Here is a 25,688-nt window from a genome sequence, read left to right as displayed (position 1 = left end):
TCAGCCCTTGCGGGCCGCGATGAGCCGGTCGGCGTGGTCCTGCCAGCGGACGGCCGGGCCCAGTCGGGTCAGGGCGCCGTCGCGCGCCTGGTCGGCCACCCACTGCTGCTTGTCGGCGATGGCGGCGGCCATGAAGGGCTCGAAACCGGCCTCGCGCACGGTCTGGGCGGCTTCGCGCATTTCCTCGGCACGGCGCTGGCCGTGCTGGGCCACCCGACTGTAGAAATAGGCCCCGGTCTGCGGCCAGTCGATGCCGGGGAAGGTCTCGGCCAGCGTGGGCAGCACGTGGTCCTCGACGCCGTAGGCCCGTGCCGTGGTGTAGCTCTCGATGACCAGCGCCTCCAGGCCCTTGATCATGACGCTGCGGCACATCTTGATGGCGCTGGCCACGCCCACGCGTTCGGCCACCGCCCGGGCGTCCATGCCCCATGCCTGCAGCACGTCGGCCAGTTCGGCCGCGCGCGCGCCGCCCAGCAGCATGGGCACGCGGATGCCGTAGGGCGGCACCGACGTCATGACGCCGGCCTCGACGTAGTGGGCCCCGGCGCCGTCGATGAGCGCCGCGCATTGCTGCTTGGTGCCGGGCGAAGCGGAGTTGAGGTCCAGGAACACGCTGCCCGGCCGCAGGTGGGGCGCCGCGGCCTGCGCCACGGCCAGGGTGTTGGACGCGGTAACGGCCGAGATCACCAGCTCCGCGGCGTCACACAGCTCGGCCACGCCGGCCACCGGCGCGATGCCGTCCTGACGGGCGCGGGTCGCCATCCCGGCAGCGCTGGCGGGCTGGGCCAGTTGAAGATCCCAGGCACTCACGGCCGTGACACCGGCTTGCGGCCGAAGGCCGGCGCCGAAAATCCGGCCGACCTCGCCATACCCGATCAGACCGATGCGCGTCAGTTTCATGGCCTCGCCCCGTTCGTTCACTGGCGCGGGATGTTGGCGCGGGTGATCACGTCGCCCCAGCGCTTGACTTCACTCGACAACAGGCTGCCCAGTTGCTCTGGCGTGCTGGAGCGGGCCTCGATGTTGAGGTCCAGCAGGCGCTTCTTGACGTCGGCGCTGTTCAACGCCGCAACCACCTCGCGGTTCAGGCGGGCGATCACCTCGGGCGGGGTGCCTGCGGGCGCGGCCAGGGCGTTCCACGAGGCAACGTTGAAGTTGGCGATGCCACTTTCGCGCACCGTGGGCACGGTGGGCAGGGCCGGCGGATGTTTTTCGCCCATCACGGCCAGGGCACGCACCGCCTTGGCGCTGATCTGCGGCAGCATGGGGCTGAGGATTTCCACCGCCGCGTCCACCTGGTTGCCACGCAGTGCGTTGAGCACGGCCGGCGTGCCGTTGAAGGGCACGACCTGCATGTCCGCGCCGGCGCTGGCCTTGAACAGCTCGGCCGCCAGGTTCTGGGTGCTACCGATATTGACGGTGCCCAGGTTGAGCTTGCCCGGGTTGGCCTTGGCGAAGGCCAGCAGGTCTGCCAGGGTCTTGAAGCGCGAGCTTTCGGGCACCACGATGGCGATGTCGAAATAGCCCAGGGTGGAGACCGGCGCGAAATCCTTGAGTGTGTCGTAGGGCAGCGACTTGAACAGGCCGGCGCTGACCGCCGTGCCGTTGGACATCAGCAGCAGCGTGTGGCCATCGGGGGCGGCCTTGGCCACCGCCTCGCCCGCGCCCACGCCTCCGGCGCCAGGCTTGTTGTCGATGACCACCGCCTGCCCCAGGCCCTCGGCCATCTTCTGCGCCACGGTGCGGGCGGTCAGGTCGGCCACGCCGCCGGCGCCGAAGGGCACCACGATGCGCAAGGGCTTGGCGGGAAAGGCCTGCGCCCAGGACAGCACGGGCAGACCCAGGGCGGCGGCCAGGGCCAAGTGGCGAAGAACGGTTCGGCGGCGTTGGGGCATGGTGTCTCCTTGTCGTGGTGTGCGGGCGGCATGCCGCGCGGGCGTGAACGCCCTGGCAACATGTCCCGCATTCTGCCGCGACCGGGCGACCGCCAGTGACTCTAGCTGCTAGACCAAAACCCGATAGCCGACGAGCACCCTCAGAGGTCCAGTACCAGGCGCGCCGATTTCGAGCGCGAGCAGCAGGGGGTGAACTGGTCGTTCGCGGCCCGCTCCTCGTCGGTGAGGTAGACGTCCTTGTGGTCGGGCACGCCCTCGATCACCCGTGTCAGGCAGGTGCCGCAGACGCCCTGCTCGCAGGCCACTTGCACGTCCACGCCCGCGGCGCTGAGGGCCTGCACCACGGTCTGCGCCTTGGCCACCGGGATCACGCGGCCGGTGCTGGCCACCACCACCTCGAAGGCGGCGTCGGCCTCCGAGGCCTCGACCTTGGCCGAGAAGAACTCGTAGTGCAGCTGCGATTCGATCCAGCCGCTGGCGCGTGCCGTGCCCAGCACCGCGTCCATGAAACCCTTGGGGCCGCAGACGTAGAGGTGGGTGCCGTCCTGGGGCTGGCCCAGCAGGCGCTGCAGGTCCAGCTTCTGCTCCGGCGCGCCATCGTCGAAGTGAAAGGCCACGCGCGCGCCCAGCGCCGCGTTGCGGATGCGGTCCGCGAAAGCGGTTCGGTCGGCCGAGCGGGTGCAGTAGTGCATCTCGTAGTCGGCCCCGATGTGCTGCAGGCGCTCCGCCATGCACAGGATGGGCGTGACACCGATGCCGCCGGCCAGCAGCAGGTGGCGCCGGGCGTCGTGGGCCAGGGCGAAGTGGTTGCGCGGCTCGCTGATCTGCAGCAGCGTGCCCTCTTGCAGCTGCGCGTGCACGGCGGCCGAACCGCCGCGCGACTGCGGATCGCGCAGCACGGCGATCTGGTAGCGGTGCGATTCGTCGGGCGGGTTGCACAGCGAATACTGGCGCAGCAGCCCTCCGGGCAGGTGCACGTCGACGTGCGAGCCGGCGGAGAACGGCGGCAGGCCGCTGCCGTCGGCGGCGATCAACTCGAAGCTGTCGATGTCCACGGCTTCGCGCTGGCGGCGCGCGACACGCACCGCCAGGGTGGCGCTGTTGCTCATGTCGGTTCCTTCAGGCCGAAGCGGTTTCGGCGGCCGGCACCGCTCCGCCCTGCTCTTCGGCGATCAGGCGGTCGATGATCTTGCGCGACTGCACGCCGCCGGCGTCGATGTTGAGCTTGAGCAGGTGGCGCTCGGGCCAGGCCAGCAGGTTCTTCTGCTGGCGCTCCAGCATCTCCAGGTCCTCGCCGAAGATCTTGCCCTGGCCTTCGCGGATGGTCGCGGTCAGCGCCTTGTCCTTGGGGTTGAACTTGCGTGCCATGCCCCAGAAGTAGTGGATAGAGGTCTCGGTCTCGGGGGTGATGAAGTCCACCACCACGCTGTAGACCTTGTGCTCGGCCGAGGCCTCGTAGCCGCCCTTGCCGGCATGGGCCACGCCCACCTCGATCATCACATGGCTGGGTGGCGTGAAGCGGCAGATCTGCCAGCGGTCCACCGGCACGTCGTCGGCCAGGTGGTTGCCGCGCAGGGCCAGCTTCCAGAACGGTGGCGCCTCGATGCCTTCCATGAAACGGCTGGTGATCACCATGTCGCCCTCGACCGTCGTCTTGCAGGGCGTCTCGTCGATTTCCTTCTGGCCGATGCTGTTGGAGTGCACGTAGGTCTCGTGCGTCAGGTCCATCAGGTTGTCGATCATCAGGCGGTAATCGCACTGGATGTGGTACAGCCCGCCGCCATAGGCCCACTCGGGGTTGTCGTGCCATTCCTGCACCGGGATCAGGCTCTCGTCGGCCTTGCTGGCGTCACCGGGCCAGACCCAGATGAAACCGTAGCGCTCGACCACCGGGTAGGCGCGGATGGCAGGGAAACCGCGCACGCGCTGGCCGGGCATGGCAATGGTCTTGCCCTCGCAGCCCATCTCCAGCCCGTGGTAGCCGCAGACCAGCTTGCCTTCGGACACATAACCCAGCGACAGGGGCGCGCCGCGGTGCGGGCAGAAATCCTCCAACGCCGCCACGCGGCCTTCCTCGCCACGGTAGAACACGATGCTTTCACCGCAGACCTTGCGGCCCAGCGGCTTGGCGTCGATCTCTTCGGGCATGGCAGCCACGTACCAGGTGTTTTTCGGGAACATGAGTCGGTCTCCAGGTGGAATGAGGGGCGGGTTCGGGGATAACGGTCAGTGGGTCTTGGCCACGCCCAGCAGGCTGTCCAGCAGCTCGGGCTGGGCGCTCAGCGATTCGGCGCTGCTGGTGTGCACCACGCTGCCGTGGTCCAGCACCAGGGCCTGGTGGCTGATGGCCAGGATGGCCTGTGGGTGCTGCTCGACGATGATGGCCGACAGGCCTTCGTCGCGGGTGATGCGGGCGATGGCGCGCAGGAGTTCCTCGACGATGATGGGCGCGAGGCCCTCCAGCGGTTCGTCCAGCAGCAGGATGCGCGGGTTGAGCACCAGCGCGCGGCCCACGGCCAGCATCTGCTGCTCGCCGCCCGACAGCTGCGTGCCCAGGTTGGTCTTGCGTTCGGCCAGGCGCGGGAACATCTCGTAGACCCGCTCGGGCGTCCAGGCGGGCTGGCCGGCGCGCTGCGGGCGCGCCACCGCCGTCAGGTTCTCGTGCACCGTGAGCGACTTGAAGATGTTGCGCTCCTGCGGCACCCAGCCGATGCCGGCCGCCGCGCGTTCGTGCGACGGCAGCTTGTGCAGCGCCACGCCGCCCAGCGAGATGGCGCCGCCGTGGCGGCGCGTGGCGCCGGCCAGGGTGTTGATGAGGGTGGTCTTGCCGGTGCCGTTGCGGCCCAGCAAGGCCAGGGTCTCGCCTTCGTTGAGGCGGAACGAGACACCGTTGATGACCACGGCCTCGCCGTAGCCCGCACTCAGGTTCTCGACATTGAGCAGTTCCGTCACGCGCGCACCTCTTCTCCATGACCCAGGTACACCGCCTTGACCTGGGGGTCGTTGGCGATCTGTTCGGGCGTGCCTTCGGTCAGCACCGCCCCGTTGACCATCACCGTGATGCGGTTGGCGAAATCAAACACCAGGTCCATGTCGTGTTCGATCAGGAGCACCGACACGTCGGCCGGCAGCGCGGCCACGGTCTGCAGCAGCTCCTCGCGTTCGCCCGCGGGCACGCCCGCCACCGGCTCGTCCAGCAGCAGCACACGCGGCTCGCAGGCCAGCGCGATGGCGATCTCCAGCAGGCGGCGCTTGCCGTAGGCCAGGTGCTCGGTGGACACGTGCTGCACGTCGGCCAGGTGGAACTGCTCCAGCAGCTGGTCGCAGCGCTCGGCCACGGCCGCGCTGCGGCCCATGGGCTGCCACCAGCGCCCGCCCAGGCCCTGGTGCTGGGCCACCACCATGCCCAGGGTCTCCAGCGGCGTCATGCCGTTGAAGAGCTGGTTGATCTGGAAGGTGCGCACCATGCCACGGCGCACCCGCTGGTGCGGGGCGAGCTGGGTGATGTCGTCGCCGTCGAGCAGGATGCGGCCTTCGCTCACGTCCAGCACGCCGGTCATGAGGTTGATCAGCGTGGTCTTGCCGGCGCCGTTGGGGCCGATCAGCGCATGGCGGGCGCCGTGCTTGACGTCCAGCGTCACGTGGTCGGTGGCGGTGATGCCACCAAAACGCTTGACCAGGGCCTCGGTGCGCAGCACGGTGCGCACCGGGGTCGGGGTATGTGCTTGGGGGGCGTTCATGCCGCACCGCCTTTCTTGCCGAACCAGGTCCAGGGACGCAGCAGGCGGTCGCGCCCGACCAGCACCAGCACCACCAGGAACAGGCCGATCCAGAAGGTCCAGTACTGCGGCGTGATGCCGGAGATGACGTCGTGCATGAGCTTGAAGACGACGGCGCCAGCGATGCCGCCGTAGAGCCAGCCCACACCGCCGATCACCAGCATCAGCACCAGGTCGGCCGAGCGTTCCAGGGCGAACACGTCGAGCGAGGCGAAACCGGTGGTCTGGGCCAGCAGCGCGCCGGCCGCACCGGCCACGCCGGCGGCGATGGTGTAGACCACCGCGATGCGCGACAGCACCGGGATGCCGATGGCCATGGCGCGCAGCCGGTTGTCGCGCACCGCCTTGAGCGTGGCGCCAAAGGGCGAATGCACCAGGCGGCGGGCGAGGTAGAAGAACACCAGCAGCACGCACAGCGAGTACCAGGCGGCCGTCTGGCCGTAGAGGTCGAACTCGAACTTGCCCAGCACCGGCCCCATCACCACGCCCTGCAGGCCGTCGGCGCCGCCGGTCAGCCAGTCGAGCTTGTTGGCCAGCTCCATCAGGATCAGGGCCATGCCCAGCGTGACCATGATGCGGGTCAGGTCGGTGCCGCGCATGATGGTGAGCGAACAGACCGCGCCCAGCAAGGTGGCCGCGGCGGTGCCCACCAGCAGGCCCACCGTGGGGTCGGGCATGACGTGTTTGGCGAACAGGGCGGCGCTGTAGGCCCCGAAGCCCAGGAAGGCCGCGTGGCCCAGCGAGACGATGCCGGTGTAGCCCAGGATCAGGTCCAGCGAGATCGCGAACAGGGCCACGATGGCGATCTCGTTGACGATCAGCGAATGTTCCTTGATCAGCAGCGGCGACAGGAAGGCCACGATCCAGAACACGGGTTCCCCGACGCGCCAGCGCGAGGCGCTCAGCAGCGAGGTCTTGGCGTTGGCCATTTATTTGCCTCCCTTGCGGACGAACAGACCCTGCGGCTTCCAGATGAGCAGCGCGATCATGAGCGAATAGACGATGAATGCCCCCAGCTTGGGGATGTAGTACTTGCCCGCCACGTCGGCCACGCCCAGCAGCAGCGCCGCCAGCAGCGGGCCGGTGATGGACGAGGTGCCGCCGACGGCGACGACGATCAGGAAATACACCATGAACTTGAGCGGGAAGGTCGGGTCCAGGCCCAGCACCTCGGCGCCCAGCGCGCCACCCAGGCCGGCCAGGCCGGAGCCCACCGCAAAGGTGACCGCGAACACGGTGTTGGTGTTGATACCCAGGCCGGCGGCCACGCGCGGGTCGTCCACGCTGGCGCGCAGGCGGCTGCCGAAGCGCGTTTGGGACAGCACGTACTGCAGGCCCACGGTGAGCGCGGCACAGACGGCGATGATGAACAGGCGGTAGTGGCCCATGCCCAGGGCGCCGTCCCACAGCTCGGTGCGTCCGCGCAGCCACTCGGGCAGCTGCATGATCTGCTGCTGCGAACCCACCAGGTAGTCCACCGTCGCCACCGACATGAAGGCCAGGCCGATGGAGAACAGCACCTGATCGAGGTGGGGCTTCTTGTACATGGGCCGGTAGAGCGTGCGCTCCAGCACCGCGCCCAGCAGCGCGGCCACGCCAAAGGCCAGCGGCAGCGTCCACATGAAGGGCACGTCGAAGCGCTGCATCAGCACCACGGTGACGTAGCCGCCCACCATCGCGAAGGCGCCGTGGGCCAGGTTGATGAAATTCATCAAGCCCATGGTCACGGACAGCCCGACGGCCAGGATGAAGAGCAGCATGCCGTAGGCGATGCCGTCGAAGAGTATGGTCAACATGGTTGAGCGATCAGCGTAGAGCTTTGAGCGGAGCGAGGCCGGACGTCACGCTGAGCGCGGAACGCTCAGCGTGGCATCGGCACTCACTTGGCCTTGCCCGGGTCCTTCACGTCCTTGATGACGTCGAATTCGACGTTGTGCAGCTGGCCGTCCTTGCGTTCGACCTTGCGCAGGTAGATGTTGTGCACCACGTCGCGGGTCTGGGCGTCGATGAACATCGGGCCACGCGGGCTTTCGAAGATCTGACCCTTCATGGCCGCCAGCAGGGCATCGCCGCCGCCCTGGCCCTTGGTGGCCTTGAGTGCTTCGTAGATCACGCGCATGCCGTCGTAGCCGCCCACGGCCATGAAGTTGGGGCGCATGCCCTTGTTGGCTTTCTGGAAGGCGTCGACGAACTTCTTGTTGGTGGCCGAGGGGTGGTAGGCCGAGTAGTGGTGCGAGGTGACCACGCCCAGCGCGCCGTCTCCCATGTCGTTGAGCTGGTCGTCGTCGGTCACGTCGCCGGTGCCGATCAGCTTGATGCCGGCCTTGTCCATGCCGCGCTCCAGGAACTGCTTCATCACCGCCGCGCCGGCGCCCGACGGCACGAACACGAACAGGGCATCGGGCTTGATGTCGCGCACCTTCTGCAGGAAAGGTGCGAAGTCCGGGTTGCGCAGCGGAACGCGCAGCGAGTCGGCGATCTGGCCGCCGTTGAAGAGCAGGCGGTCCTTGAAGAATTTCTCGGCGTCGATGCCGGGGCCGTAGTCGCTGACCAGGGTCACCACCTTCTTGAGCCCGTTCTTGGGCGCCCAGTCGGCCAGTGCCACGGAAGCCTGCGGCAGCGTGAAGCTGGTGCGCACGATGTAGGGCGATGCCTCGGTGATGCTGGAGGTGGCGGCGGCCATCACCACCAGCGGGGTCTTGCTCTGCGTGGCGATGGGGGCGGCGGCCAGGGCGGCCGGCGTCACGCCGAAGCCCGCCAGCACGTTGACCTTCTCGTTGACCACCAGTTCCTGGGCGAAGCGGCGCGACACATCGGGCGTGGCGGCGTCGTCCTTGATGATGACCTCGACCTTCTTGCCCGCCACGGTGTCGCCGTTCTGGGCCATGAACAGGCGCACGGCCGCCTCGATCTGGCGCCCGGTGGACGCCTGCTGCCCGCTCATGGGCAGGATGAGGCCGATCTTGAACTTGTCCTGGGCCAGGGCGCCAGTGGCCACGCCGGCGCCGAGAACAGCGACCGCCAGGGTGTTCAGAAAGATGCGCTTGTGCATGCTTGTCTCCAGTGTGAAAAAAAGGTTGAGAAAAAACACCACCCCCGGCGACCGAGCCCATCCACCCGGGGGACACCGCCGGGCTGCCTCCGCCAGACGGCTGGTGTCGCCCCCTGGAGAGGGGATGCGGCCACGAGCAACGGGCAAGCGACGGGGGTGGGCTTCATACTAGTCGCGTTTTCGAATCAGGCCCACGCCCGGCATGCTGCCGTGCCGGGGGCTGCGAACGGCCTCGCGCAGGTTGCGCCGCGCCAGCCGCGAGTGTTCGCGCATGATGGCCTCGGCGCGCGCGCCCTCACGGTGTTCGATGGCCTCGAGCACCTGCCAGTGCTGGTCCTGGGCCACGATCAGCATGTCGCGCGCCTGGGGCGAATTGGCCTGCACCACCACAAAGGCCGAGGGCGAGGCAAATGGCAGGCTGGCCACGCGCTCCATCTCGCGCAACATGACGGTGCTGCCGGAGAGTTCGCCCAGCAGCTCATGGAAGCGGCGGTTGAGCACCACGTAGCGGGAAAAGGCGTCGTCGTTGAGTGCCGCCTCGCGCAGCAGGTCGTCGACGTCGCGCAGGATCTGCTGGGCCTCGCCCAGCACCACGGGGGCCACGCCGCGTTCGGCCGCCAGCCGCACGGCCACACCCTCGATGGTGCCGCGCAGCTCGATGGCATCGGCCACCTCGCGCTCTGAGAACGTGCGCACCGCGTAGCCGCCATTGGGCAGCGTCTCCAGCAGGCCTTCCTGCTCCAGCCGCATCAGGGCGGCGCGGATGGGGGTGCGCGAAGCGCCCAATTTTTCCACCAGCGACAGCTCGGCGATGCGGGCGCCCGCCGGCAGTTCGCCGGCCAGGATCATTTCGCGCAGCTTGAGTTGCGCCTTGACCATCTGGGAGCCGCCGTCGTCGATGGACGGGCCCGACACGCGCGGTTCGCCCGCCAGCATGGCCGTGCCGGACGAAGGGGAAGAGGCGGTGCGCTTCATGGATACCCATTGTATACAGTGGTTGATTTAGATCAAGGAAATCAACCCCGGATAACACCAAAGCAGCTATTCCTGTATTCAATAACTCGCCCAAAAGATGCCGTAACATGGTTGCCGTGCGGACCCACCGACACTTTTCACCCCATTGGAGACACCCCATGAGCATTCCCCACCTGCCCGCCCGCTACGACCACGTGGGCAGCTTCCTGCGCCCCCAATACCTGCTCGAAGCCCGTGATCAGAAGGCCAAGGGCGAAATCAGCGCCGAACGGCTGCGCGAGGTCGAGGACAAGGCCATCAGCGAGATCGTGAAGTTCCAGCAGGACGTGGGCCTCAAGTCCATCACCGACGGCGAGTTCCGCCGCACCTATTTCCACCTCGACTTCCTGGAACAACTCGGGGGCGTGACCACCGAGGTCGGCCGCCTGGCCGTGCAGAACGCCGACGGCAGCACCAGCCTGGCTCCGCCGACGATCAAGGTGGTGGACAAGGTGCGCCACGCCAAGGACATCCAGTTGGCAGACTTCCAATACCTCAAGAGCCAGGTGGCCCCGGGCAACGTGGCCAAGGTCACCATCCCCTCCCCCACCATGCTGCACTTCCGGGGCGGGCGCGCCGGCATCAGCAAGGACGCCTACCCCGAGCTGGACCCGGTGTTCTACGACGACGTGGCCAAGGCCTACGGCGACGAACTGCGCTCGCTGGCCGCCGCCGGTTGCACCTACGTGCAAATGGACGACACCAACCTCGCCTACCTGTGCGACGAGAAAATGCGCGAAGCCGCCCGCCAGCGCGGCGATGACCCCAACGAACTGCCCCACCGCTACGCCAAGTTCATCAACAAGGTGGTGGCCCAGAAGCCCGCCGGCATGACCCTGGCCATGCACCTGTGCCGAGGCAACTTCAAGAGCACCCACGCCGCGGCCGGCAACTACGAACCGGTGGCCGAGGCCCTGCTCAAGGAAATGGACATCGACGCCTACTTCCTGGAATACGACGACGACCGCTCCGGCGACTTCCGCCCGCTGCGTTACCTGCCCAAGGGCAAGCTGGTGGTGCTGGGCCTGGTGACCACCAAGTTCGGCGAACTCGAAAGCAAGGACACCCTCAAGCGCCGCATCGCCGAAGCCGCCCAATACGCACCCCTGGACCAACTGGCCCTGTCACCCCAGTGCGGCTTCTCCAGCACCGTGCACGGCAACAACATCGCCGTGGAAGCCCAGCGCCAGAAGCTGCGCCTGGTGATCGAGACGGCGCAGGAGGTGTGGGGGGATGCTTGAGGGCTGAGGCCCTGCAGCCTTGTTCATGGACGCCCGCGTTGCGCGGGCGTTTTTTCTGCGGCTAACAGGGCGTTGGCTGAAAATGGTCAGGCGCTCGCCGTTGCACAGAGCACCTTGATCGACCGGTGGAACCCCCCGCACAGGGCTTCACTTCCAAGAACGGGTACCCAGCCAAGTCCGTGCTTGAAAAGCACTCAAGCCTTGCGCCAGACCCGCCAACCACCCGTCTGCAAACGAACCAGGTTCAGCAGGTTCCCGGCCAGGATCAGGCCGACGCCCAACACGGTGAAGAGATCCAGCCCTTCCGAGTACGCCAGCCAGCCCACGAGCGCGGTCAGCGGTACGCGCAGGAAGTCCATCGGTACGACCACTGTGGCGTCCGCATGCTCCATGGCGCGGGCGAAGCAGTAGTGCGAGTAGGTGCCGCAGAACGCCACCACCACCACCCAACCCCAGGCCTGCACCGAAGGCCATTGCCAGACCCAGAGCGCCGGCACGAGCCCGATCACGCTTTGCACCACCAGCATCCAGAAGCTGATCGCGACCGCCGCGTCGGTGCGGGTGAGGGACTTCACCAGCACGACCGAGACGGCAAACCCCAACGCGGAGCCCAGCGCAATGAGCTGCCCGAGGTCGAGCTCACCGGCGCGGGGCCGCACGATCACCGCCACGCCCACCAGCCCCAGCAGCACGGCGAACCACTTCAGGCCGTTCATGCGTTCGCGGAGAACGAGCACCGCCAGGGCGGCCGACCAGATCGGCATGGTGAATTCGATGGCGACCACCTGCGCCAGCGGGATCAGGGTCAGGGCAACGAACCAGCCGTACTGCGCGGCGTAGTGGATGGCGTTGCGCAGCGCGTGCTGGGGCAGCCGCCTGGTCCCGACGGCGGCCAGGCCACCCGAAGCGCGCACCAGCGGCCACAGCATGGCCAGCCCCAAGGTGGAGCGCAGCAGCATGATCTGGAACACCGACAACTCGCGCGCGGCCTCGCGCCCGGCCACGGCGATCACCACCATCAGTGTCAGCCAGCCGGCCATCCACATGGCGGCATGGGCGATCGAGGTATCGGAGCGGGATGGCATGGGCGGGAGCATAGTGGATCGGCGGCCTATTTCCCCAGCCCTTCAGGATTGCCGGCGGCCCAATCGAGGCCGTATTCGCAGACATCGGCGCCATCGTCACACACCGCGCCACCGCCATCAAACCGGTACAGGCTGCGGCACACGTCGCGCTTCAGGACCACGCTGTGCTCGCACACCTTGTCGCCCTCGATCCGCCACCTGCTCTCCAGAATCTGCCCGCGAATCCTGACGTAGCGCGTTCCGTCCGGAACATAGAACAGCGGCACCTTCACCTTCATCTCGTGATTGACGTGGTACAGGGTATTGCCGGGCAACAGGCCCATCAATTCCGCATGGGCGAGCGGCTTGAGCCCTTTCTCCTGCAGTTGCTTGACGGGTGTTCCGGCGGCGGCGCTCGTGATCGAAACAGCCAGCGCCATCAGCGCGGCGCCATGCCGATTCATGCCCAATTTCATGCCTGTGTCTCCTGGATATGCCCACTGTACTCAAAGTCGCGTACGCGCCCCTCGCGCATCCCTCACATGCCCCGAAACACCGCCCCCCTTCGCTCCGCGAACGCCGCCCTGCCCTCGGCGAAGTCGGCGCTGGCCTTGCTCAGGGCTTCGCGTTCGCGCCACAGCGCGGGCTGGTCGAAGCCGAGGGCGATTTCGTTGAGGGTCTGTTTCATGCCCTGCACCGCCAGCGGGCCCATGGCCAGCACCTGGGCGCACCAGGCCGACACGGCGGCGGGCAGCTCGGCCGCCGGCAACAGCTTGTCGAGGAAGCCCATGGCGAGCAGGTCGCGGTCGGGCGTGGGCTCGGCCAGCAGGAACAGGCGTCGGGCCACACCCAGGCCGAGGCGGGCCACGTAGCGCTGCATGCCGCTGGGGTAGTAGTGCAGGCCCAGTGCGCCAGCCGGCATGCGCAGTTCCATGCCTTCCACGCCAAAGCGGAAGTCGCAGGCCAGGGCAACGTCCGTGGCGCCGCCGTAGACGCTGCCGCTGAGGGCACACAGGGTGATGGGGCGGGCCGTGGCCAGCGCGTCGGGCACGGTCTCGAAGGGCATGGGGCCGGTCTCGCCGTCGTCGCTGAAGGCGCCCAGGTGGTAGCCGGCGCTGAACACCGGGCGCGGCTGGTTGGGACGCGCGGTCAGCACCAGTGCCCGCACCGACAGGTCGGCGTTGACGGTGGCGATGTGCGCCAGCAGCGTCAGCAGGTCGCCGTCTTCGAGGCGGTTGCGGTGCTGCGGGCGGTTGAGCGTGACGGTGGCCACGCCGCCGGCAATGTGCAGCAGCGGCGCGGATGCTTCGGGAAAATCGGAAACAGCAGGCGTGGCGTTCATGCCCGGATTGTTCACCAAAGAAGGCCGGTGTTCAGGCGAGGCCCAGCAGGCGCACCGCGTTGCCCTTGAGGATGCCCGGCATGACCTCGGGCTTGAAGCCGGCCACCTCGAAATCCTTCATCCAGCGCTCGGGCGTGATCAGGGGGTAGTCGCTGCCGAACAGGATGCGGTCCTTCAGCAGCGTGTTGGCGTACTGCACCAGCTGCTTGGGAAAGTACTTGGGGCTCCAGCCCGAGAGGTCGATCCACACGTTGGGCTTGTGGGTGGCCACGCTCAGCGCCTCGTCCTGCCACGGGAAGCTGGGGTGGGCCATGACGATCTGCATGTCGGGGAAGTCGATCGCCACGTCGTCCAGGTGCATGGGGTTGCTGTACTCCAGGCGCAGGCCGCCGCCGCAGCGCATGCCGCTGCCAATGCCGCTGTGCCCGGTGTGGAAGATGGCCGGCAGCTTGTGCGCGTTGATCACCTCGTAGATCGGCCAGGCCATCTTGTCGTAGGGGTGGTAGCCCTGCACCGTGGGGTGGAACTTGAAGCCCTTGACGCCTTCCTCCTTGATCAGGCGCTCGGCCTCGCGCGCGCCCATCTTGCCCTTGTGCGGGTCGATGCTGGCGAAGGCCACCATCATGTCGCTGTTCTCGCGCGCGGCCTGGGCGATCTCCTCGTTGGGGATACGCCGGCGCCCGAGCTGGCTCTCGCTGTCCACAGTGAACATCACCAGGCCGATCTTCCTCTCGCGGTAGTAGGCAATGGTCTCGGCGATGGTGGGCCGGCGGTTGCTGCCGAAGTACTTGTCGGCGGCGCGGTCGTATTCCTCGCCGTAGTTGTCGAAGGGGTTGCGGCAGCTCACCTCGGCGTGAGTGTGGATGTCGATGGCGATCAGGTTTTGGTGGTCCAAGCGATGTCTCCTAGGGTAAACACTGAGTGAATCGGTGCCCGTCACCGATTGCATTGGTTATGTTTTATAACAATAATCGCATCCAACCGCAAGCCACACCGGCCCGTCGAGACACACCATGCCACACACCGACCTGACCCTCACCCTGCAAGGCGACACGCAGCAGATCGCCGTCATCCGCCTCAACCGCGCCGCCAAGCGCAACGCGCTCAACGACGGCCTGATCCTGGCGCTGCGCGACACCTTCCAGAACCTGCCCAGCAGTGTGCGCGCCGCCGTCATCGATGGCAATGGCGAGCACTTCTGCGCCGGCCTGGACCTGTCGGAACTGCAGGAGCGCGACGCCGGCCAGGGTCTGCACCACTCGCGCATGTGGCACGCCGCGCTCGACTGCGTGCAAAGCGGCCCGGTGCCGGTGATCGCCGCCCTGCATGGCGCCGTGGTCGGCGGCGGCCTGGAGCTGGCCAGCGCCTGCCACATCCGCGTCGCCGACGAGACCACCTTCTTTGCCCTGCCCGAAGGCACACGCGGCATCTTTGTCGGCGGCGGCGGCTCGGTGCGCATCCCCAAGCTGATCGGCGTGGCGCGCATGACCGACATGATGCTGACCGGCCGCGTCTACAACGCCGCCGATGGCGAGCGCGTGGGCCTGGCACAGTACCTGGTGCCCGCCGGCACCGCGCTGGACAAGGCCCTGGCCCTGGCCACGCAGATCGCCACCAACGCGCCGCTGACCAACTACGCGCTGATGCACGCCCTGCCCCGCATCGCCGAGCAGCCGGCCGACCACGGCTTCCTGACCGAGGCCATGATGGCCGCCATCGCGCAGGCAGCGCCCGAAGCCAAGGAACGCGTGCGCGCCTTCCTCGAAGGCAAGGCGGCCAAGGTGCAGAAGGCCTGAGCCCACGGCCGGCCCACAAGAACAACGGAGACACGATGAGCACCCCCCGCTTCCGCCCCATGCAGTTTGGCGTCACGCGCGTGAGCTTGCGCGATGGCGCGCCCGGCGTGCACTACCTGCGCGCCGAGCAGGACCTGCTGCCCTACCCCGAGCGCATGACCGACCGCCTGCGCCATTGGGCAGAGACCACGCCCGAACGCAGCTTCATGGCGCAGCGCCAGCCCACGCCCGACGCCCAGGGCAAGACCGTGCTGGGCGACTGGCGCCACGTGAGCTACCGCGAGGCCTGGGACACGGCCCGGCGCATCGCGCAGTCGCTGATCCAGCGTGGCCTGAACGCCGAGCGCCCGGTGGTGATCCTGAGCGAGAACAGCCTGGACCACGCCATGATGGGCCTGGGCTGCCTGCTCGCCGGCGTGCCCTACGTGCCGACCTCGCCCGCCTATTCGCTGATCAGCCAGGACTACGACAAGCTCAAACACGTGCTGCGCACCGTGACGCCCGGCCTGGTGTTTGCCACCGACGGCGCGCGCTACGGCAAGGCCATCGCAGCCGCCGTACCCGCCGACGTGGAAGTGGTGCTGTCCCAAGGCGACGTGGCTGGTCGCAGCGTCACGTCCTTCGAGCAGCTCACGCTGACCGAAGCGACCGACGCGGTGGAAGCCGCCATCGCCGCCACCGGCCCCGACACCATCGTCAAGTTCCTGTTCACCAGCGGCTCGACCAAACTGCCCAAGGCCGTCATCAACACCCAGCGCCTGTGGTGCGCCAACCAGCAGCAGATGACACAGTCCATGCCGGTCCTGGCCGAGTCGCCCCTGGTGCTGTGCGACTGGCTGCCCTGGAACCACACCTTTGGCGGCAACCACAACGTGGGCATGGTGATCTACCACGGCGGCACGCTCTACATCGATGACGGCAAGCCGACGCCGGCCCTGATGCACGAGACCCTGCGCAACCTGCGCGAGATCGCGCCGACGGTGTATTTCAACGTGCCGACCGGCTTCGAGGCCATCGCCCACGCCATGAAGACCGACGACACGCTGCGCAAGACGCTGCTGTCGCGGGTCAAGATGTTCTTCTACGCCGGTGCCGCCCTGGCCCAGCCGATCTGGGACAGTCTGTTCGAGAGCGAGGAGCGCGAGATCGGCGAGCGCATCGTCATGGGCACCGGCCTGGGCATGACCGAGTCCGGCCCCTTCGGCATCTTCGTCACCAACCCCTTCGTCAACGCCGGCGACCTGGGCGTGCCCACGCCCGGCCTGGAACTCAAGCTGGTCGACACCGACGGCAAGACCGAGGTGCGCTACAAGGGCCCCAACATCACGCCCGGCTACTGGCGGGCTCCGAAGGAAACCGCCGAGGCCTTCGACGAGGAAGGCTTCTTCTGCACCGGCGACGCCGTCAAGTGGATCGACGAGACCGACGTGCACCTGGGCCTGAAGTTCGACGGCCGCATCGCCGAGGACTTCAAGCTCGCCACCGGCACCTTCGTCAGCGTTGGCCCGCTGCGCGCCAAGATCATCGCGGCCGGCGCGCCCTACATCCAGGACGTGGTGCTGACCGGCCTCAACCTCAAGGAGGTGGGCGCCATGGTTTTCCCGACCCAGGCCGTGCGCGGCCTGGCCGGCCTGCCCGCCGACGCGCCCATGGCCGATGTGCTGGCCAGCGCTCCCGTGCTGGCCCATTTCCAGACCGTGGTGGACGCCCTGGCGAAAAACGCCACCGGCAGCGCCAACCGCATCGCCCGCCTGTGCCTGCTGGCCGAGCCGCCCACCATCGACCGGGGCGAGGTGACCGACAAGGGCTCGATCAACCAGCGCGCCGTGCTGGCCCACCGCGCCGACACCGTGGACGCCCTGCACGCAGGCCGCCTGCACCACATCCTCATACCGGCTTGAGACTCCCATGGCAGCACAAGGCTTTTTCTCCTCCTTCGACGACGTCTGGATGCTCGACGGCGTGCGCACGCCCATGGTCGACTACTGCGGCGCCCTGGGCCACATCTCGCCCACCGACCTCGGCATCAAGGCGGCCCGCGCCGTGCTGGCCCGCGCCGGCGTGCCGGGCAGCGACATCGGCTCGGTGGTCACCGGCAACATGGCGCCCGGCGACTTCGACCAGTTCTTCCTGCCGCGCCACATCGGCCTCTACGCCGGTGTGCCGGTGGACGTGCCGGCCATCATGGCGCAGCGCATCTGCGGCACCGGCTTCGAACTGTTCCGTCAGGCCGGCGAGCACATCCAGGGCGGCGCCTGCGAGGCCGCGCTGGTGGTGGGCACCGAAAGCATGACGCGCAACCCCATCGCCGCCTTTGACCACCGCACCGGCTTCAAACTGGGCGCGCCGGTGGGCTTCAAGGACTACATGTGGGAGGCGCTGAAAGACCCAGCCGCCGGCATCAACATGATCCAGACGGCCGAGAACCTGGCAAAAAAATACAGCATCAGCCGCGAGGACGTGGACGCCTTCGCCTCCAGCTCTTTCGCCAAGGCGGTGGCGGCGCAGGAAAGCGGCTTCCTCGCCGGGGAAATCGTTCCCGTGGTGACCGAAAAGTTCGAGCTGGACGGCTACAAGCCGCGCGGCATCAAGCTGCAGGGCAAGGTCACCGAGGTGGCCACCGACACCCACGCCCGCATCTCCCCCGTGGAGGTGCTGGCCAAGCTCAAGCCGGTCTACGAAGGCGGCGTGCAGACCGGCGGCAACAGCTCGGCCCTGGTGGACGCCGCCGCGGCCGCCGTGGTGGCCTCGGGCCGTTACGCCAAGGCCCAGGGCAAAAAGCCGCTGGCACGCATTGTGGCCGCCGCCGCCGTGGGCGTGCCGCCCGAGATCATGGGCATCGGCCCGGCGCCGGCCATCCGCCTGCTGCTGGCGCGCACCGGCCTGACGCTGGACCAGATCGGCCGCTTCGAGATCAACGAAGCCCAGGGAGCGCAGACCCTGGCCGTGGGCCGCGAGCTGGGCCTGGACCTGGCCCGGCTCAACGTCAACGGCGGCGCCATCGCGCTGGGCCATCCGCTGGCCGCCACCGGCGTGCGCCTGACCATCACCCTGGCGCGTGAACTGCGGCGCAGCGGCCAACGCTACGGCATCTCCAGTGCCTGCGTGGGCGGCGGCCAGGGTATCGCGCTGCTGGTGGAAAACCCCGACGCCGCCTGAGCCCAAGTCGGCTCACCATCCCTCACCCGCACCACACAAGGACACACACATGCAGATCAAGGACCACGTCGCCCTCGTCACCGGCGGCGGCTCCGGCCTCGGCGAGGCCACCGCACGCGAACTCGCCCGTCTGGGCGCCAAGGTGGCGGTGCTGGACGTCAACCTGGCCAACGCCGAGCGCGTGGCGGCCGACATCAAGGGTGTGGCCTGCCAGTGCGACATCACCAGCACCGACAGCCTGTTGGCCGCGCTGGACCGGGTGACGGCCACGCTGGGCCCGGCCCGCATCCTGATGAACATCGCCGGCATCGGCACCGCCAAGCGCGTCGTGCAGAAGGACGGCAGCGCCGCGCCGCTGGACGATTTCACCAAGGTGATCACGGTCAATCTGGTGGGCACCTACAACGCCAGCCGCCTGTTTGCCGCCGCCTGCGCCAAGCTGGACCCGCTGGAAGACGGCGAACGCGGCGTGATGGTGTTCACCGCCTCGGTGGCCGCCTTCGACGGCCAGGTGGGCCAGCAGGCCTACAGCGCCTCCAAGGGTGGCCTGGTGGGCATGACCCTGCCGATGGCGCGCGATCTGGCACAGCACGGCATCCGCGTGTGCACCATCGCACCGGGCCTGTTCGCCACGCCGCTGATGAAAAGCCTGCCCGAGCCGGTGCAGGCCTCGCTGGCGGCCAGCATCCCCTTCCCTCCGCGCCTGGGCAAACCCGAGGAGTTCGCCCAACTCGCGGCCCACATCGTGACCAACACCCACCTCAACGGCGAAGTCATTCGCCTTGATGGCGCCCTGCGCATGGCGCCGCGCTGATTTTTTCCCCGCTCCCTTTCCGCCAACCACCAGGAGACACACCATGAAAAACATCAAGACCCTGATCGCCACCGCCGTGGCCGTGCTGGCCACCGGCGCCGCACAAGCCGACGTCAACATCGGCGTCAGCCTCGCGCTGACCGGCCCGGGTTCGGGCCTGGGCATCCCGATGCAGAACTACTTCAAGCTGTTCCCGCAAACGATCGCCGGCGAGAAAGTCAACCTGATCATCCTCGACGACGCCACCGATCCCGGCAAGGGCGCGGCCAATGCCCGCCGCTTCGTGACCGAGGACAAGGTCGACATGATCATCGGCTCGTGCATCACCGCCGTGGCCGCCGCCATGACGGACATCGCCAGCGAAGCCGGCACGGTGCAGCTGGCCGCCTCGCCGGTGGGTGTGCCCGCCGGCAAGGACAAGTGGATGTTCCGCCTGCCGCAGTCCAACACCGTGATGGGCAGCGCCGTGGTCGAGCACATGAAAAAACAGGGCGTCAAGACCCTGGGCTTCCTGGGCTACACCGACGCCTACGGCGAACAGTGGCTGAAGGAGATCACGCCCCTGCTCGACCAGGCCGGCATCAAGATCGTGGCCACCGAGCGTTTCGCCCGCACCGACACCAGCGTGACGCCGCAGGCGCTCAAGCTGACGTCGGCCAACCCCGACGCCATGCTGATCGTGGCCTCGGGTTCGGGTGCGGCCATGCCGCACATGGCCGTGGTCGACCGTGGTTACAAGGGCAAGATCTACCAGACCCACGCGGCCGCCACCCAGGACCTGATGCGCGTCGGCGGCAAGGCCGTCGAGGGTTCGTTTGTGGTGTCGGGTCCGGCCGTGATCGCCGAGCAGCTGCCCGACAGCCACCCGTCCAAGAAGCTGGCGGTCGACTTCGTCCAGAAGTACGAAAAGGCCTATGGGGCCAACTCGCGCAACCAGTTCGCCGGCCACTCGTACGACGCGCAGGTGGTGCTGGAGAAGATCCTCCCCGGCGCCCTCAAAAAGGCCAAGCCCGGCACGCCCGAGTTCCGCGCTGCGCTGCGTGATGGCATGGAAACCATGGGCCGCACCATCTTCTCGCACGGCGTGATGAACTGGACCGCCAGCGACCACTGGGGCTACACCAACGAAACCGGTGTGATGCTCAAGGTCGTCGACGGCAAGTTCAAGGTCGAATAAGCCTGAACCCCGGGGCGCGCCACGGAGCTGGCGCCGCCCCGGACGCACGCGGCACGGCACGGCCCTCGGCCCGCGTGCGCCCTTCCTCACCAACCCATACCGGACCCGGCCATGGACTTTTCGATCGCCAGCATCCTGCTGCTGGACGGCGTGACCAACGGCGCGATCTACGCGTTGCTGGGCCTAGCCACGGTGCTTGTGTTCACCGTCACGCGCGTCATCTTCATTCCCCAGGGCGAGTTTGTCGCCTATGGGGCCCTCACGCTCGCCATGCTGCAGAGCGGCAAGACGCCGGGCACGGTGTGGCTGCTTCTGATCCTGGCCAGCATCGCCGCCATCATGGAAGGACTGGGGCGTTTCCGCCACCATGGCCATGCCGGGCGCGCCGCGCAGGCCGCGTTCAAGACCTTGGTCGCACCCGTGCTGGTCTCGCTGCTGACCATCTGGGCGGCGCCACAACAGTGGCCCCTGGTCGCCCAGGCCCTGCTGTCGGTGGCCGTGGTCACCGCCTTCGGCCCGCTGGTCTACCGCGTCGCCTACCAGTCGCTGGAAGACGCCACCCCGCTGGTGCTGCTCATCGTCTCGGTCGGCGTGCACTTCGCCATGACCGGCCTGGGCCTGCTGTTCTTCGGCGCCGAAGGCTTCCGCAACCCCAGCTTCTGGGACTACCGTGGCCAGCTCGGCCCGCTCACGCTCAGCGGCCAGACCATCATCATCGGCCTGAGCACGGTGGCGCTGATCGTGCTGTTCTACCTCTACTTCGAGCGCTCGCTCAAGGGCAAGGCGCTGCGCGCCACCGCGGTCAACCGCACCGGCGCGCGCCTGATGGGCATTTCCACCCACAGCTCCGGTCAGCTCACCTTCACCATGGCGGCGCTGCTCGGGGCCCTGTCGGGCCTGCTGATCGGCCCCACCACCACGGTCTTCTACGACTCGGGTTTCCTGATCGGCCTCAAGGGCTTCGTCGCCGCGGTGGTGGCGGGCCTGTCCAGCTACCCCGGCGCGCTCATCGGTGCGCTGTTCGTCGGCATCGTCGAATCCTTCGGCTCCTTCTGGGCCAGCGCTTTCAAGGAAGTGATCGTGTTCACGCTGATCCTGCCGGTGCTCTTGATCCGCTCCATCGCCAGCGGCCACTCCGACGAGGACCACTGAAAATGGACATCCGAAAATCCGGGCTTGTTGCCCTCATCGCCGCCGTGCCGCTGATCGCGGTGCTGCCCCTGCCTGACTTCTGGATCACGCAGCTCAACTACATCGGCCTGTACAGCCTGACTTCGCTCGGCCTGGTGCTGCTCACCGGCGTGGGTGGCCTGACCTCCTTCGGGCAGGCGGCTTTTGTGGGCATAGGCGCCTACACCACCGCCTGGTTCACGCTCAACCTGGGCTACTCGCCCTGGATCACGCTGTTCATCGGGCTGGCCTTCACCGCCATCAGCGCGCTGGTGGTCGGGGTCATCACGCTGCGCATGTCGGGCCATTACCTGCCGCTGGCCACCATCGCCTGGGGCCTGTCGCTCTACTACCTCATGGGCAACCTCGATGCCCTGGGCAAATACGATGGCCTGCTGGGCATCAAGAGCCTGTCGGTCGCCGGCTTCGACATCGGCCAGGGCCGGGCCTTCTTCGTGCTCACCTGGGCCATCCTGCTGGCCTGTGCCTTCGCGTTGATGCACCTGCTGGACTCGCGCCCCGGGCGCGCCATCCGGGCCATGAAGGGTGGCTCGCAGATGGCCGAGGCCATGGGCATCAGCACCTTCAAGTACAAGGTCACCATCTTTGTGCTGGCGGCGCTGTTCGCCTCGGTGGCGGGCTGGCTGCTGGCGCACTTCCAGCGCACGGTCAACCCCTCGGCCTTCGGCCTCAAGATGGGCATCGAGTACCTGTTCATGACGGTGCTCGGCGGCGTCGGCCACGTCTGGGGCGCCATCGCCGGTGCCGGCCTGATCAAGCTGCTGGACGACCAACTGCAGGTGCTGCTGCCCAAGCTGATCGGCACCAGCGGCAGCTACGAGGTGATCGTCTTCGGCATCGCCATGGTGCTGGTGCTGAAATACCTGCCCGACGGCCTGTGGTCGCTGGTGGAGCGCAAGCTGCCGCGCAAGCAGCGCAAGGTGGACTGGACCGGCGCCGCCGCCCTGCCCGAGCGCGTCAAGCCGGCCACCGGCGAGGTGGTGCTCGACGTGCAGAAGATTCGCAAGCAGTTCGGCGGGCTGACCGCCGTCAACGACATCAGCTTCCAGATCCAGGCCGGCCAGATCGTGGGCCTGATCGGTCCCAACGGGGCCGGCAAGTCGACCACCTTCAACCTCATCACCGGGGTGCTGGGCATGACCAGCGGGCAGGTGGTGTTCCGCGGCCAGGCCGTGGGTGGCCAGCCCTCGCGCGAGATCTCGCGGGCCGGCATGGCGCGCACCTTCCAGCACGTGAAGATGATCCCCGACATGACGGTGCTGGAGAACGTGGCCCTGGGTGCCCACACGCGTGGATCCAAGGGCGTGTTGCCTGCCATGCTGCGCGCCAACCGCGACGAGGAGCGCCGCCTGTTCCGCGAGGCGCAGCGCCAGCTGGAGCGCATCGGCATGGGCGCCTACCTGCACGAACAGGCCGGCAACCTGGCCATGGGCCCGCAGCGCCTGATGGAAATCGCCCGCGCGCTGTGCGCCGACCCGGCCCTGCTGCTGCTCGACGAGCCCGCCGCCGGCCTGCGCCACAAGGAAAAACAGGCGCTGGCCGACGTCTTGCGCCAGCTGCAGCGCGAAGGCGTGAGCATCCTGCTGGTGGAGCACGACATGGACCTGGTGATGCAGGTCTGCGACCACCTGGTGGTGATGGAGTTCGGCACCTTGCTGACCCAGGGCACACCGGCCCACGTCCAGCAAGACCCCAAGGTCCGCGCGGCCTACCTCGGCACGGAACATTGACATGAGCACCCCACTTCTTCGCATCCAGCAGTTGCGCGCCGGTTACGGCCGCGCCGAGGTGCTGCACGGCATCGACCTCCACGCCGACAAGGGCAGCGTGATCACCGTCATCGGCCCCAATGGCGCCGGCAAGTCCACCCTGCTCAACAGCATGATGGGCCTGCTGCCGTCCAAGGGCCGGGTCGAGTTCGAGGGCGAGGACATCGGTACCCTCACGCTCGAGGAGCGCGTGATGCGCGGCATCGCCCTGGTGCCCGAAAAACGCGAACTCTTCGGCACCATGCCGGTGGAGGACAACCTGGTGCTGGGCGGCTACCGCCAGATGCGCCTGGGCAACGCCCAGTGGCGCGACCGGCTCGATGACGTCTACAGCCTGTTCCCGCGTCTCAAGGAACGCCGCGCCCAGCTGGCCGGCACCCTGTCGGGCGGTGAGCGCCAGATGCTGGCGGTGGGCCGTTCGCTGATGTCCCGCCCCAGCGTGCTCATGCTGGACGAACCCAGCCTGGGCCTGGCACCGCTGATCGTGAAGGAAATCTTCGCCATCATCGAGACCCTGCGGCAGACCGGCGTGACCATCGTGCTGGTGGAGCAGAACGCGCGCGCCGCGCTGGCCGTGGCCGACCACGGCTACGTGCTGGAAATGGGCGAGCTGAGCCTGCACGGCCCGGCGGCCGAGCTGGCACAGGACCCGCGCGTGATCGACACCTACCTCGGGGCGGCCAAACAATGAACGCCTACCAGCCCAACGCCGCCGAGACCACTTTCCTGCTGTTCGACGTCCTGCGCCTGCCACAGCAGCTGGCCGAGTTGCCCGCCCTGGCCGAAACCGCCGACCCGGCGCTGATGCAACAGGTGCTGGAGGAGGCCGGCAAGTTCGTCGCCGAGGTGGTGGCGCCCCTGAACCGCGACGGCGACGAGATCGGCTGCCGCTTCGAGGCCGGGCGCGTCACCACACCCCCTGGTTTTGCCGACGCCTACCGTGCGTTCTGGCAGGCAGGCTGGCCGGCGCTCGCCACCGCCACCGAAGACGGCGGCCAGGGCCTGCCCACGGTGCTGGAAGCGGTGCTCTACGAATGGCTGAGCGCGGCCAACCACGGCTGGACCATGGCCCCCGGCCTGCTGCACGGCGCCTACGAGTGTGTGAAGCACCACGCGTCCGACGAGCTCAAGGCCCTGTATCTTGACAAGCTGGCCACCGGCGAATGGCTGGCCACCATGTGCCTGACCGAACCCCACGCTGGCAGCGACCTCGGGCTGGTGCGCACCAAGGCCGTGCCGCAGGCGGACGGCAGCTACCGACTCAGCGGCACCAAGATCTTCATCTCGGGCGGGGAACACGACCTCAGCGACAACATCGTGCACCTGGTGCTGGCCCGGCTGCCCGACGCGCCGGCCGGCCCCAAGGGCCTGTCGCTGTTCCTCGTGCCCAAGTTCTACCCGGACGGCAGCCGCAGCGCCGTCGTCTGTGAGCGCATCGAGGAAAAAATGGGCCTGCACGGCAGCCCCACCTGTGTGATGCGTTTTGACGAAGCGAGCGCACAGATCGTGGGCGAACCCGGGCGTGGACTGAACGCCATGTTCGTGATGATGAACGCCGCCCGCCTGCACGTGGCGCTGCAGGGTGTGGGCCTGCTCGATGCCGCCTGGCAGAAAGCCGACGCCTACGCCGCCGAACGCCGCCAGATGCGCGCGCCCGGCCCGCGCAGCGACACCGAGCCGGCCGACCTGATCGCCCGCCACCCGGCCATGCGCCAGAAGCTGGACACCCAGCGCGCCTGGGTCGACGCCGGGCGCGTGCTGGCCTACCGCACCGCACTGGAACTGGACGTCGCCAAACACCACCCCGACGCTGCGCGCCGTGCCGCGGCCCAGCGCTGGTGCGCCCTGACCACACCGGTGCTCAAGAGCGCTTTCACCGAACAGGCTTTCAGCGGCGCCAGCGAATGCCTGCAGGTGTTTGGGGGCCACGGCTATGTGCGCGAATGGGGCATCGAGCAGATCGTGCGCGACGCGCGCGTGAGCATGATCTACGAGGGCACCAACGAAATCCAGGCCATCGACCTGCTGCTGCGCAAGGTACTGCCCGATGGCGGTGCCTCGCTGCAGGCCCTGCTCGACGACCTGTCACACAACCTGGGCACCGGCGCACAGGACACCGCGCTGCGCCAGCGCATCATCCAGCTGCGCGAACTGACGCAGGCCGTGGTGTTGGCCGCACCGCGCGAGGACACGCTGGCCCACGAGGTGGCGGGCGATTACCTGCGCGCCACCGCCCTGGTGCTGCTGCAGTGGGCTGGCCACCAGATCGAGCGCGCCGCACCCGCGGATGACGACCGATGGTCCCGCCCCGCCCAGGCCCTGCGCCAGCGCGTGCTGCCCGAGTTCGCCATGCGCGAACAGATGGTGCTGGCGCGCTGTGCACAATAAAGCCTGG

General features: G+C 68.0%; 24 protein-coding genes. 10 read left to right on the top strand and 14 right to left on the bottom strand.

Translation table 11 applies throughout. The features are described 5' to 3' along the window. From AAHB17_RS15070 to AAHB17_RS15025, 10 genes are all read right to left on the bottom strand, one after another. A complete protein-coding gene (locus AAHB17_RS15070; RefSeq protein ID WP_342131451.1) occupies window positions 1–900 on the bottom strand; it encodes an NAD(P)-dependent oxidoreductase in 900 nt (299 codons plus the stop codon). 17 nt (window positions 901–917) lie between these two features. Next, entirely contained in the window at window positions 918–1,895 is a 978-nt protein-coding gene (locus AAHB17_RS15065) for a Bug family tripartite tricarboxylate transporter substrate binding protein (RefSeq protein WP_342131450.1), read from the bottom strand. Between the two features lie 140 nt (window positions 1,896–2,035). Beyond that, the gene (locus AAHB17_RS15060) at window positions 2,036–3,004 is read right to left on the bottom strand and encodes a PDR/VanB family oxidoreductase (protein WP_342131449.1); all 969 of its coding nucleotides are present in this window, start codon (window positions 3,002–3,004) and stop codon (window positions 2,036–2,038) included. A 10-nt stretch (window positions 3,005–3,014) separates the two neighbouring features. Beyond that, window positions 3,015–4,076 carry an aromatic ring-hydroxylating dioxygenase subunit alpha gene (locus AAHB17_RS15055; protein WP_342131448.1) on the bottom strand — a complete coding sequence of 354 codons (1,062 nt, stop codon included), beginning with the start codon at window positions 4,074–4,076 and terminating at the stop codon, window positions 3,015–3,017. A gap of 45 nt (window positions 4,077–4,121) precedes the next feature. Continuing rightward, window positions 4,122–4,847 carry an ABC transporter ATP-binding protein gene (locus AAHB17_RS15050; protein ID WP_342131447.1) on the bottom strand — a complete coding sequence of 242 codons (726 nt, stop codon included), beginning with the start codon at window positions 4,845–4,847 and terminating at the stop codon, window positions 4,122–4,124. After that, a complete protein-coding gene (locus AAHB17_RS15045; protein ID WP_342131446.1) occupies window positions 4,844–5,635 on the bottom strand; it encodes an ABC transporter ATP-binding protein in 792 nt (263 codons plus the stop codon). The genes AAHB17_RS15050 and AAHB17_RS15045 overlap by 4 nt, the downstream gene beginning before the upstream one ends. Beyond that, window positions 5,632–6,603 (bottom strand): branched-chain amino acid ABC transporter permease, encoded by a 972-nt coding sequence (locus AAHB17_RS15040; protein ID WP_342131445.1) that lies wholly within the window; start codon window positions 6,601–6,603, stop codon window positions 5,632–5,634. The genes AAHB17_RS15045 and AAHB17_RS15040 overlap by 4 nt, the downstream gene beginning before the upstream one ends. Beyond that, window positions 6,604–7,470: a branched-chain amino acid ABC transporter permease gene (locus tag AAHB17_RS15035; RefSeq protein ID WP_342131444.1), complete on the bottom strand. Its 867-nt coding sequence runs from the start codon at window positions 7,468–7,470 to the stop codon at window positions 6,604–6,606. An 83-nt stretch (window positions 7,471–7,553) separates the two neighbouring features. Next, window positions 7,554–8,726, bottom strand: a complete 1,173-nt coding sequence (locus tag AAHB17_RS15030; protein ID WP_342131443.1) for an ABC transporter substrate-binding protein — start codon at window positions 8,724–8,726, stop codon at window positions 7,554–7,556. A gap of 168 nt (window positions 8,727–8,894) precedes the next feature. Continuing rightward, complete coding sequence (locus AAHB17_RS15025; protein ID WP_342131482.1) at window positions 8,895–9,662, bottom strand: GntR family transcriptional regulator; 768 nt, start codon at window positions 9,660–9,662, stop codon at window positions 8,895–8,897. 197 nt (window positions 9,663–9,859) lie between these two features. Between AAHB17_RS15025 and AAHB17_RS15020 the strand changes: the two genes are divergently transcribed. After that, window positions 9,860–10,981 (top strand): 5-methyltetrahydropteroyltriglutamate--homocysteine S-methyltransferase, encoded by a 1,122-nt coding sequence (locus tag AAHB17_RS15020; RefSeq protein WP_342131442.1) that lies wholly within the window; start codon window positions 9,860–9,862, stop codon window positions 10,979–10,981. A 194-nt stretch (window positions 10,982–11,175) separates the two neighbouring features. Here the strand turns inward: AAHB17_RS15020 and AAHB17_RS15015 are convergent, their stop codons facing one another. The 4 genes from AAHB17_RS15015 to AAHB17_RS15000 all read right to left on the bottom strand — a co-directional run bounded on the left by AAHB17_RS15015 (window position 11,176) and on the right by AAHB17_RS15000 (window position 14,282). Continuing rightward, window positions 11,176–12,066, bottom strand: coding sequence for a DMT family transporter (locus AAHB17_RS15015; protein ID WP_342131441.1), 891 nt, complete (start codon window positions 12,064–12,066; stop codon window positions 11,176–11,178). A 26-nt stretch (window positions 12,067–12,092) separates the two neighbouring features. Then, window positions 12,093–12,521: a hypothetical protein gene (locus AAHB17_RS15010; RefSeq protein WP_342131440.1), complete on the bottom strand. Its 429-nt coding sequence runs from the start codon at window positions 12,519–12,521 to the stop codon at window positions 12,093–12,095. A gap of 62 nt (window positions 12,522–12,583) precedes the next feature. Beyond that, a complete protein-coding gene (locus AAHB17_RS15005; protein WP_342131439.1) occupies window positions 12,584–13,387 on the bottom strand; it encodes an enoyl-CoA hydratase/isomerase family protein in 804 nt (267 codons plus the stop codon). A 31-nt stretch (window positions 13,388–13,418) separates the two neighbouring features. Beyond that, the gene (locus AAHB17_RS15000) at window positions 13,419–14,282 is read right to left on the bottom strand and encodes an amidohydrolase family protein (RefSeq protein ID WP_342131438.1); all 864 of its coding nucleotides are present in this window, start codon (window positions 14,280–14,282) and stop codon (window positions 13,419–13,421) included. Window positions 14,283–14,400: 118 nt separating this feature from the next. On the opposite strand from AAHB17_RS15000, the gene AAHB17_RS14995 reads away from it, so the two are divergent. The 9 genes from AAHB17_RS14995 (at window position 14,401) to AAHB17_RS14955 (ending at window position 25,681) form a co-directional block, all read left to right on the top strand. Further along, window positions 14,401–15,183: a crotonase/enoyl-CoA hydratase family protein gene (locus AAHB17_RS14995; protein ID WP_342131437.1), complete on the top strand. Its 783-nt coding sequence runs from the start codon at window positions 14,401–14,403 to the stop codon at window positions 15,181–15,183. 35 nt (window positions 15,184–15,218) lie between these two features. After that, the gene (locus AAHB17_RS14990) at window positions 15,219–17,084 is read left to right on the top strand and encodes a feruloyl-CoA synthase (protein ID WP_342131436.1); all 1,866 of its coding nucleotides are present in this window, start codon (window positions 15,219–15,221) and stop codon (window positions 17,082–17,084) included. A 7-nt stretch (window positions 17,085–17,091) separates the two neighbouring features. After that, entirely contained in the window at window positions 17,092–18,342 is a 1,251-nt protein-coding gene (locus AAHB17_RS14985; RefSeq protein ID WP_342131435.1) for a thiolase family protein, read from the top strand. Window positions 18,343–18,391: 49 nt separating this feature from the next. Continuing rightward, entirely contained in the window at window positions 18,392–19,156 is a 765-nt protein-coding gene (locus AAHB17_RS14980) for a 3-hydroxyacyl-CoA dehydrogenase (protein WP_342131434.1), read from the top strand. 43 nt (window positions 19,157–19,199) lie between these two features. After that, on the top strand, window positions 19,200–20,333 hold the full coding sequence (locus AAHB17_RS14975; RefSeq protein ID WP_342131433.1) for an ABC transporter substrate-binding protein: 1,134 nt from the start codon (window positions 19,200–19,202) through the stop codon (window positions 20,331–20,333). A gap of 111 nt (window positions 20,334–20,444) precedes the next feature. Further along, complete coding sequence (locus tag AAHB17_RS14970) at window positions 20,445–21,485, top strand: branched-chain amino acid ABC transporter permease (RefSeq protein WP_342131432.1); 1,041 nt, start codon at window positions 20,445–20,447, stop codon at window positions 21,483–21,485. Window positions 21,486–21,487: 2 nt separating this feature from the next. After that, window positions 21,488–23,254, top strand: a complete 1,767-nt coding sequence (locus AAHB17_RS14965) for a branched-chain amino acid ABC transporter ATP-binding protein/permease (protein ID WP_342131431.1) — start codon at window positions 21,488–21,490, stop codon at window positions 23,252–23,254. 1 nt (window position 23,255) lies between these two features. After that, window positions 23,256–23,984, top strand: a complete 729-nt coding sequence (locus AAHB17_RS14960) for an ABC transporter ATP-binding protein (RefSeq protein WP_342131430.1) — start codon at window positions 23,256–23,258, stop codon at window positions 23,982–23,984. Then, window positions 23,981–25,681, top strand: coding sequence for an acyl-CoA dehydrogenase family protein (locus AAHB17_RS14955; RefSeq protein ID WP_342131429.1), 1,701 nt, complete (start codon window positions 23,981–23,983; stop codon window positions 25,679–25,681). The genes AAHB17_RS14960 and AAHB17_RS14955 overlap by 4 nt, the downstream gene beginning before the upstream one ends. Window positions 25,682–25,688: the final 7 nt, after the last annotated feature.

The sequence above is a fragment of the Hydrogenophaga sp. OTU3427 genome (genome assembly GCF_038440225.1).
Classification (GTDB): Bacteria; Pseudomonadota; Gammaproteobacteria; order Burkholderiales; family Burkholderiaceae_C; genus Hydrogenophaga.
This window is presented reverse-complemented; position numbering and strand designations above follow the sequence as displayed.

Bases quoted from the DNA above. Each gene is read 5' to 3' on its own strand.
- AAHB17_RS15010 (WP_342131440.1), bottom strand. From the start codon at position 12,521: ATGAAATTGGGCATGAATCGGCATGGCGCCGCGCTGATGGCGCTGGCT.
- AAHB17_RS14980 (WP_342131434.1), top strand. From the start codon at position 18,392: ATGCAGATCAAGGACCACGTCGCCCTCGTCACCGGCGGCGGCTCCGGC.
- AAHB17_RS15030 (WP_342131443.1), bottom strand. From the start codon at position 8,726: ATGCACAAGCGCATCTTTCTGAACACCCTGGCGGTCGCTGTTCTCGGC.
- AAHB17_RS15035 (WP_342131444.1), bottom strand. From the start codon at position 7,470: ATGTTGACCATACTCTTCGACGGCATCGCCTACGGCATGCTGCTCTTC.
- AAHB17_RS15045 (WP_342131446.1), bottom strand. From the start codon at position 5,635: ATGAACGCCCCCCAAGCACATACCCCGACCCCGGTGCGCACCGTGCTG.
- AAHB17_RS15020 (WP_342131442.1), top strand. From the start codon at position 9,860: ATGAGCATTCCCCACCTGCCCGCCCGCTACGACCACGTGGGCAGCTTC.
- AAHB17_RS15055 (WP_342131448.1), bottom strand. From the start codon at position 4,076: ATGTTCCCGAAAAACACCTGGTACGTGGCTGCCATGCCCGAAGAGATC.
- AAHB17_RS14975 (WP_342131433.1), top strand. From the start codon at position 19,200: ATGAAAAACATCAAGACCCTGATCGCCACCGCCGTGGCCGTGCTGGCC.
- AAHB17_RS14960 (WP_342131430.1), top strand. From the start codon at position 23,256: ATGAGCACCCCACTTCTTCGCATCCAGCAGTTGCGCGCCGGTTACGGC.
- AAHB17_RS15005 (WP_342131439.1), bottom strand. From the start codon at position 13,387: ATGAACGCCACGCCTGCTGTTTCCGATTTTCCCGAAGCATCCGCGCCG.
- AAHB17_RS15070 (WP_342131451.1), bottom strand. From the start codon at position 900: ATGAAACTGACGCGCATCGGTCTGATCGGGTATGGCGAGGTCGGCCGG.
- AAHB17_RS15060 (WP_342131449.1), bottom strand. From the start codon at position 3,004: ATGAGCAACAGCGCCACCCTGGCGGTGCGTGTCGCGCGCCGCCAGCGC.
- AAHB17_RS14965 (WP_342131431.1), top strand. From the start codon at position 21,488: ATGGACATCCGAAAATCCGGGCTTGTTGCCCTCATCGCCGCCGTGCCG.
- AAHB17_RS14995 (WP_342131437.1), top strand. From the start codon at position 14,401: ATGCCACACACCGACCTGACCCTCACCCTGCAAGGCGACACGCAGCAG.
- AAHB17_RS14985 (WP_342131435.1), top strand. From the start codon at position 17,092: ATGGCAGCACAAGGCTTTTTCTCCTCCTTCGACGACGTCTGGATGCTC.
- AAHB17_RS14955 (WP_342131429.1), top strand. From the start codon at position 23,981: ATGAACGCCTACCAGCCCAACGCCGCCGAGACCACTTTCCTGCTGTTC.
- AAHB17_RS15040 (WP_342131445.1), bottom strand. From the start codon at position 6,603: ATGGCCAACGCCAAGACCTCGCTGCTGAGCGCCTCGCGCTGGCGCGTC.
- AAHB17_RS15025 (WP_342131482.1), bottom strand. From the start codon at position 9,662: ATGCTGGCGGGCGAACCGCGCGTGTCGGGCCCGTCCATCGACGACGGC.
- AAHB17_RS15015 (WP_342131441.1), bottom strand. From the start codon at position 12,066: ATGCCATCCCGCTCCGATACCTCGATCGCCCATGCCGCCATGTGGATG.
- AAHB17_RS14970 (WP_342131432.1), top strand. From the start codon at position 20,445: ATGGACTTTTCGATCGCCAGCATCCTGCTGCTGGACGGCGTGACCAAC.
- AAHB17_RS15065 (WP_342131450.1), bottom strand. From the start codon at position 1,895: ATGCCCCAACGCCGCCGAACCGTTCTTCGCCACTTGGCCCTGGCCGCC.
- AAHB17_RS14990 (WP_342131436.1), top strand. From the start codon at position 15,219: ATGAGCACCCCCCGCTTCCGCCCCATGCAGTTTGGCGTCACGCGCGTG.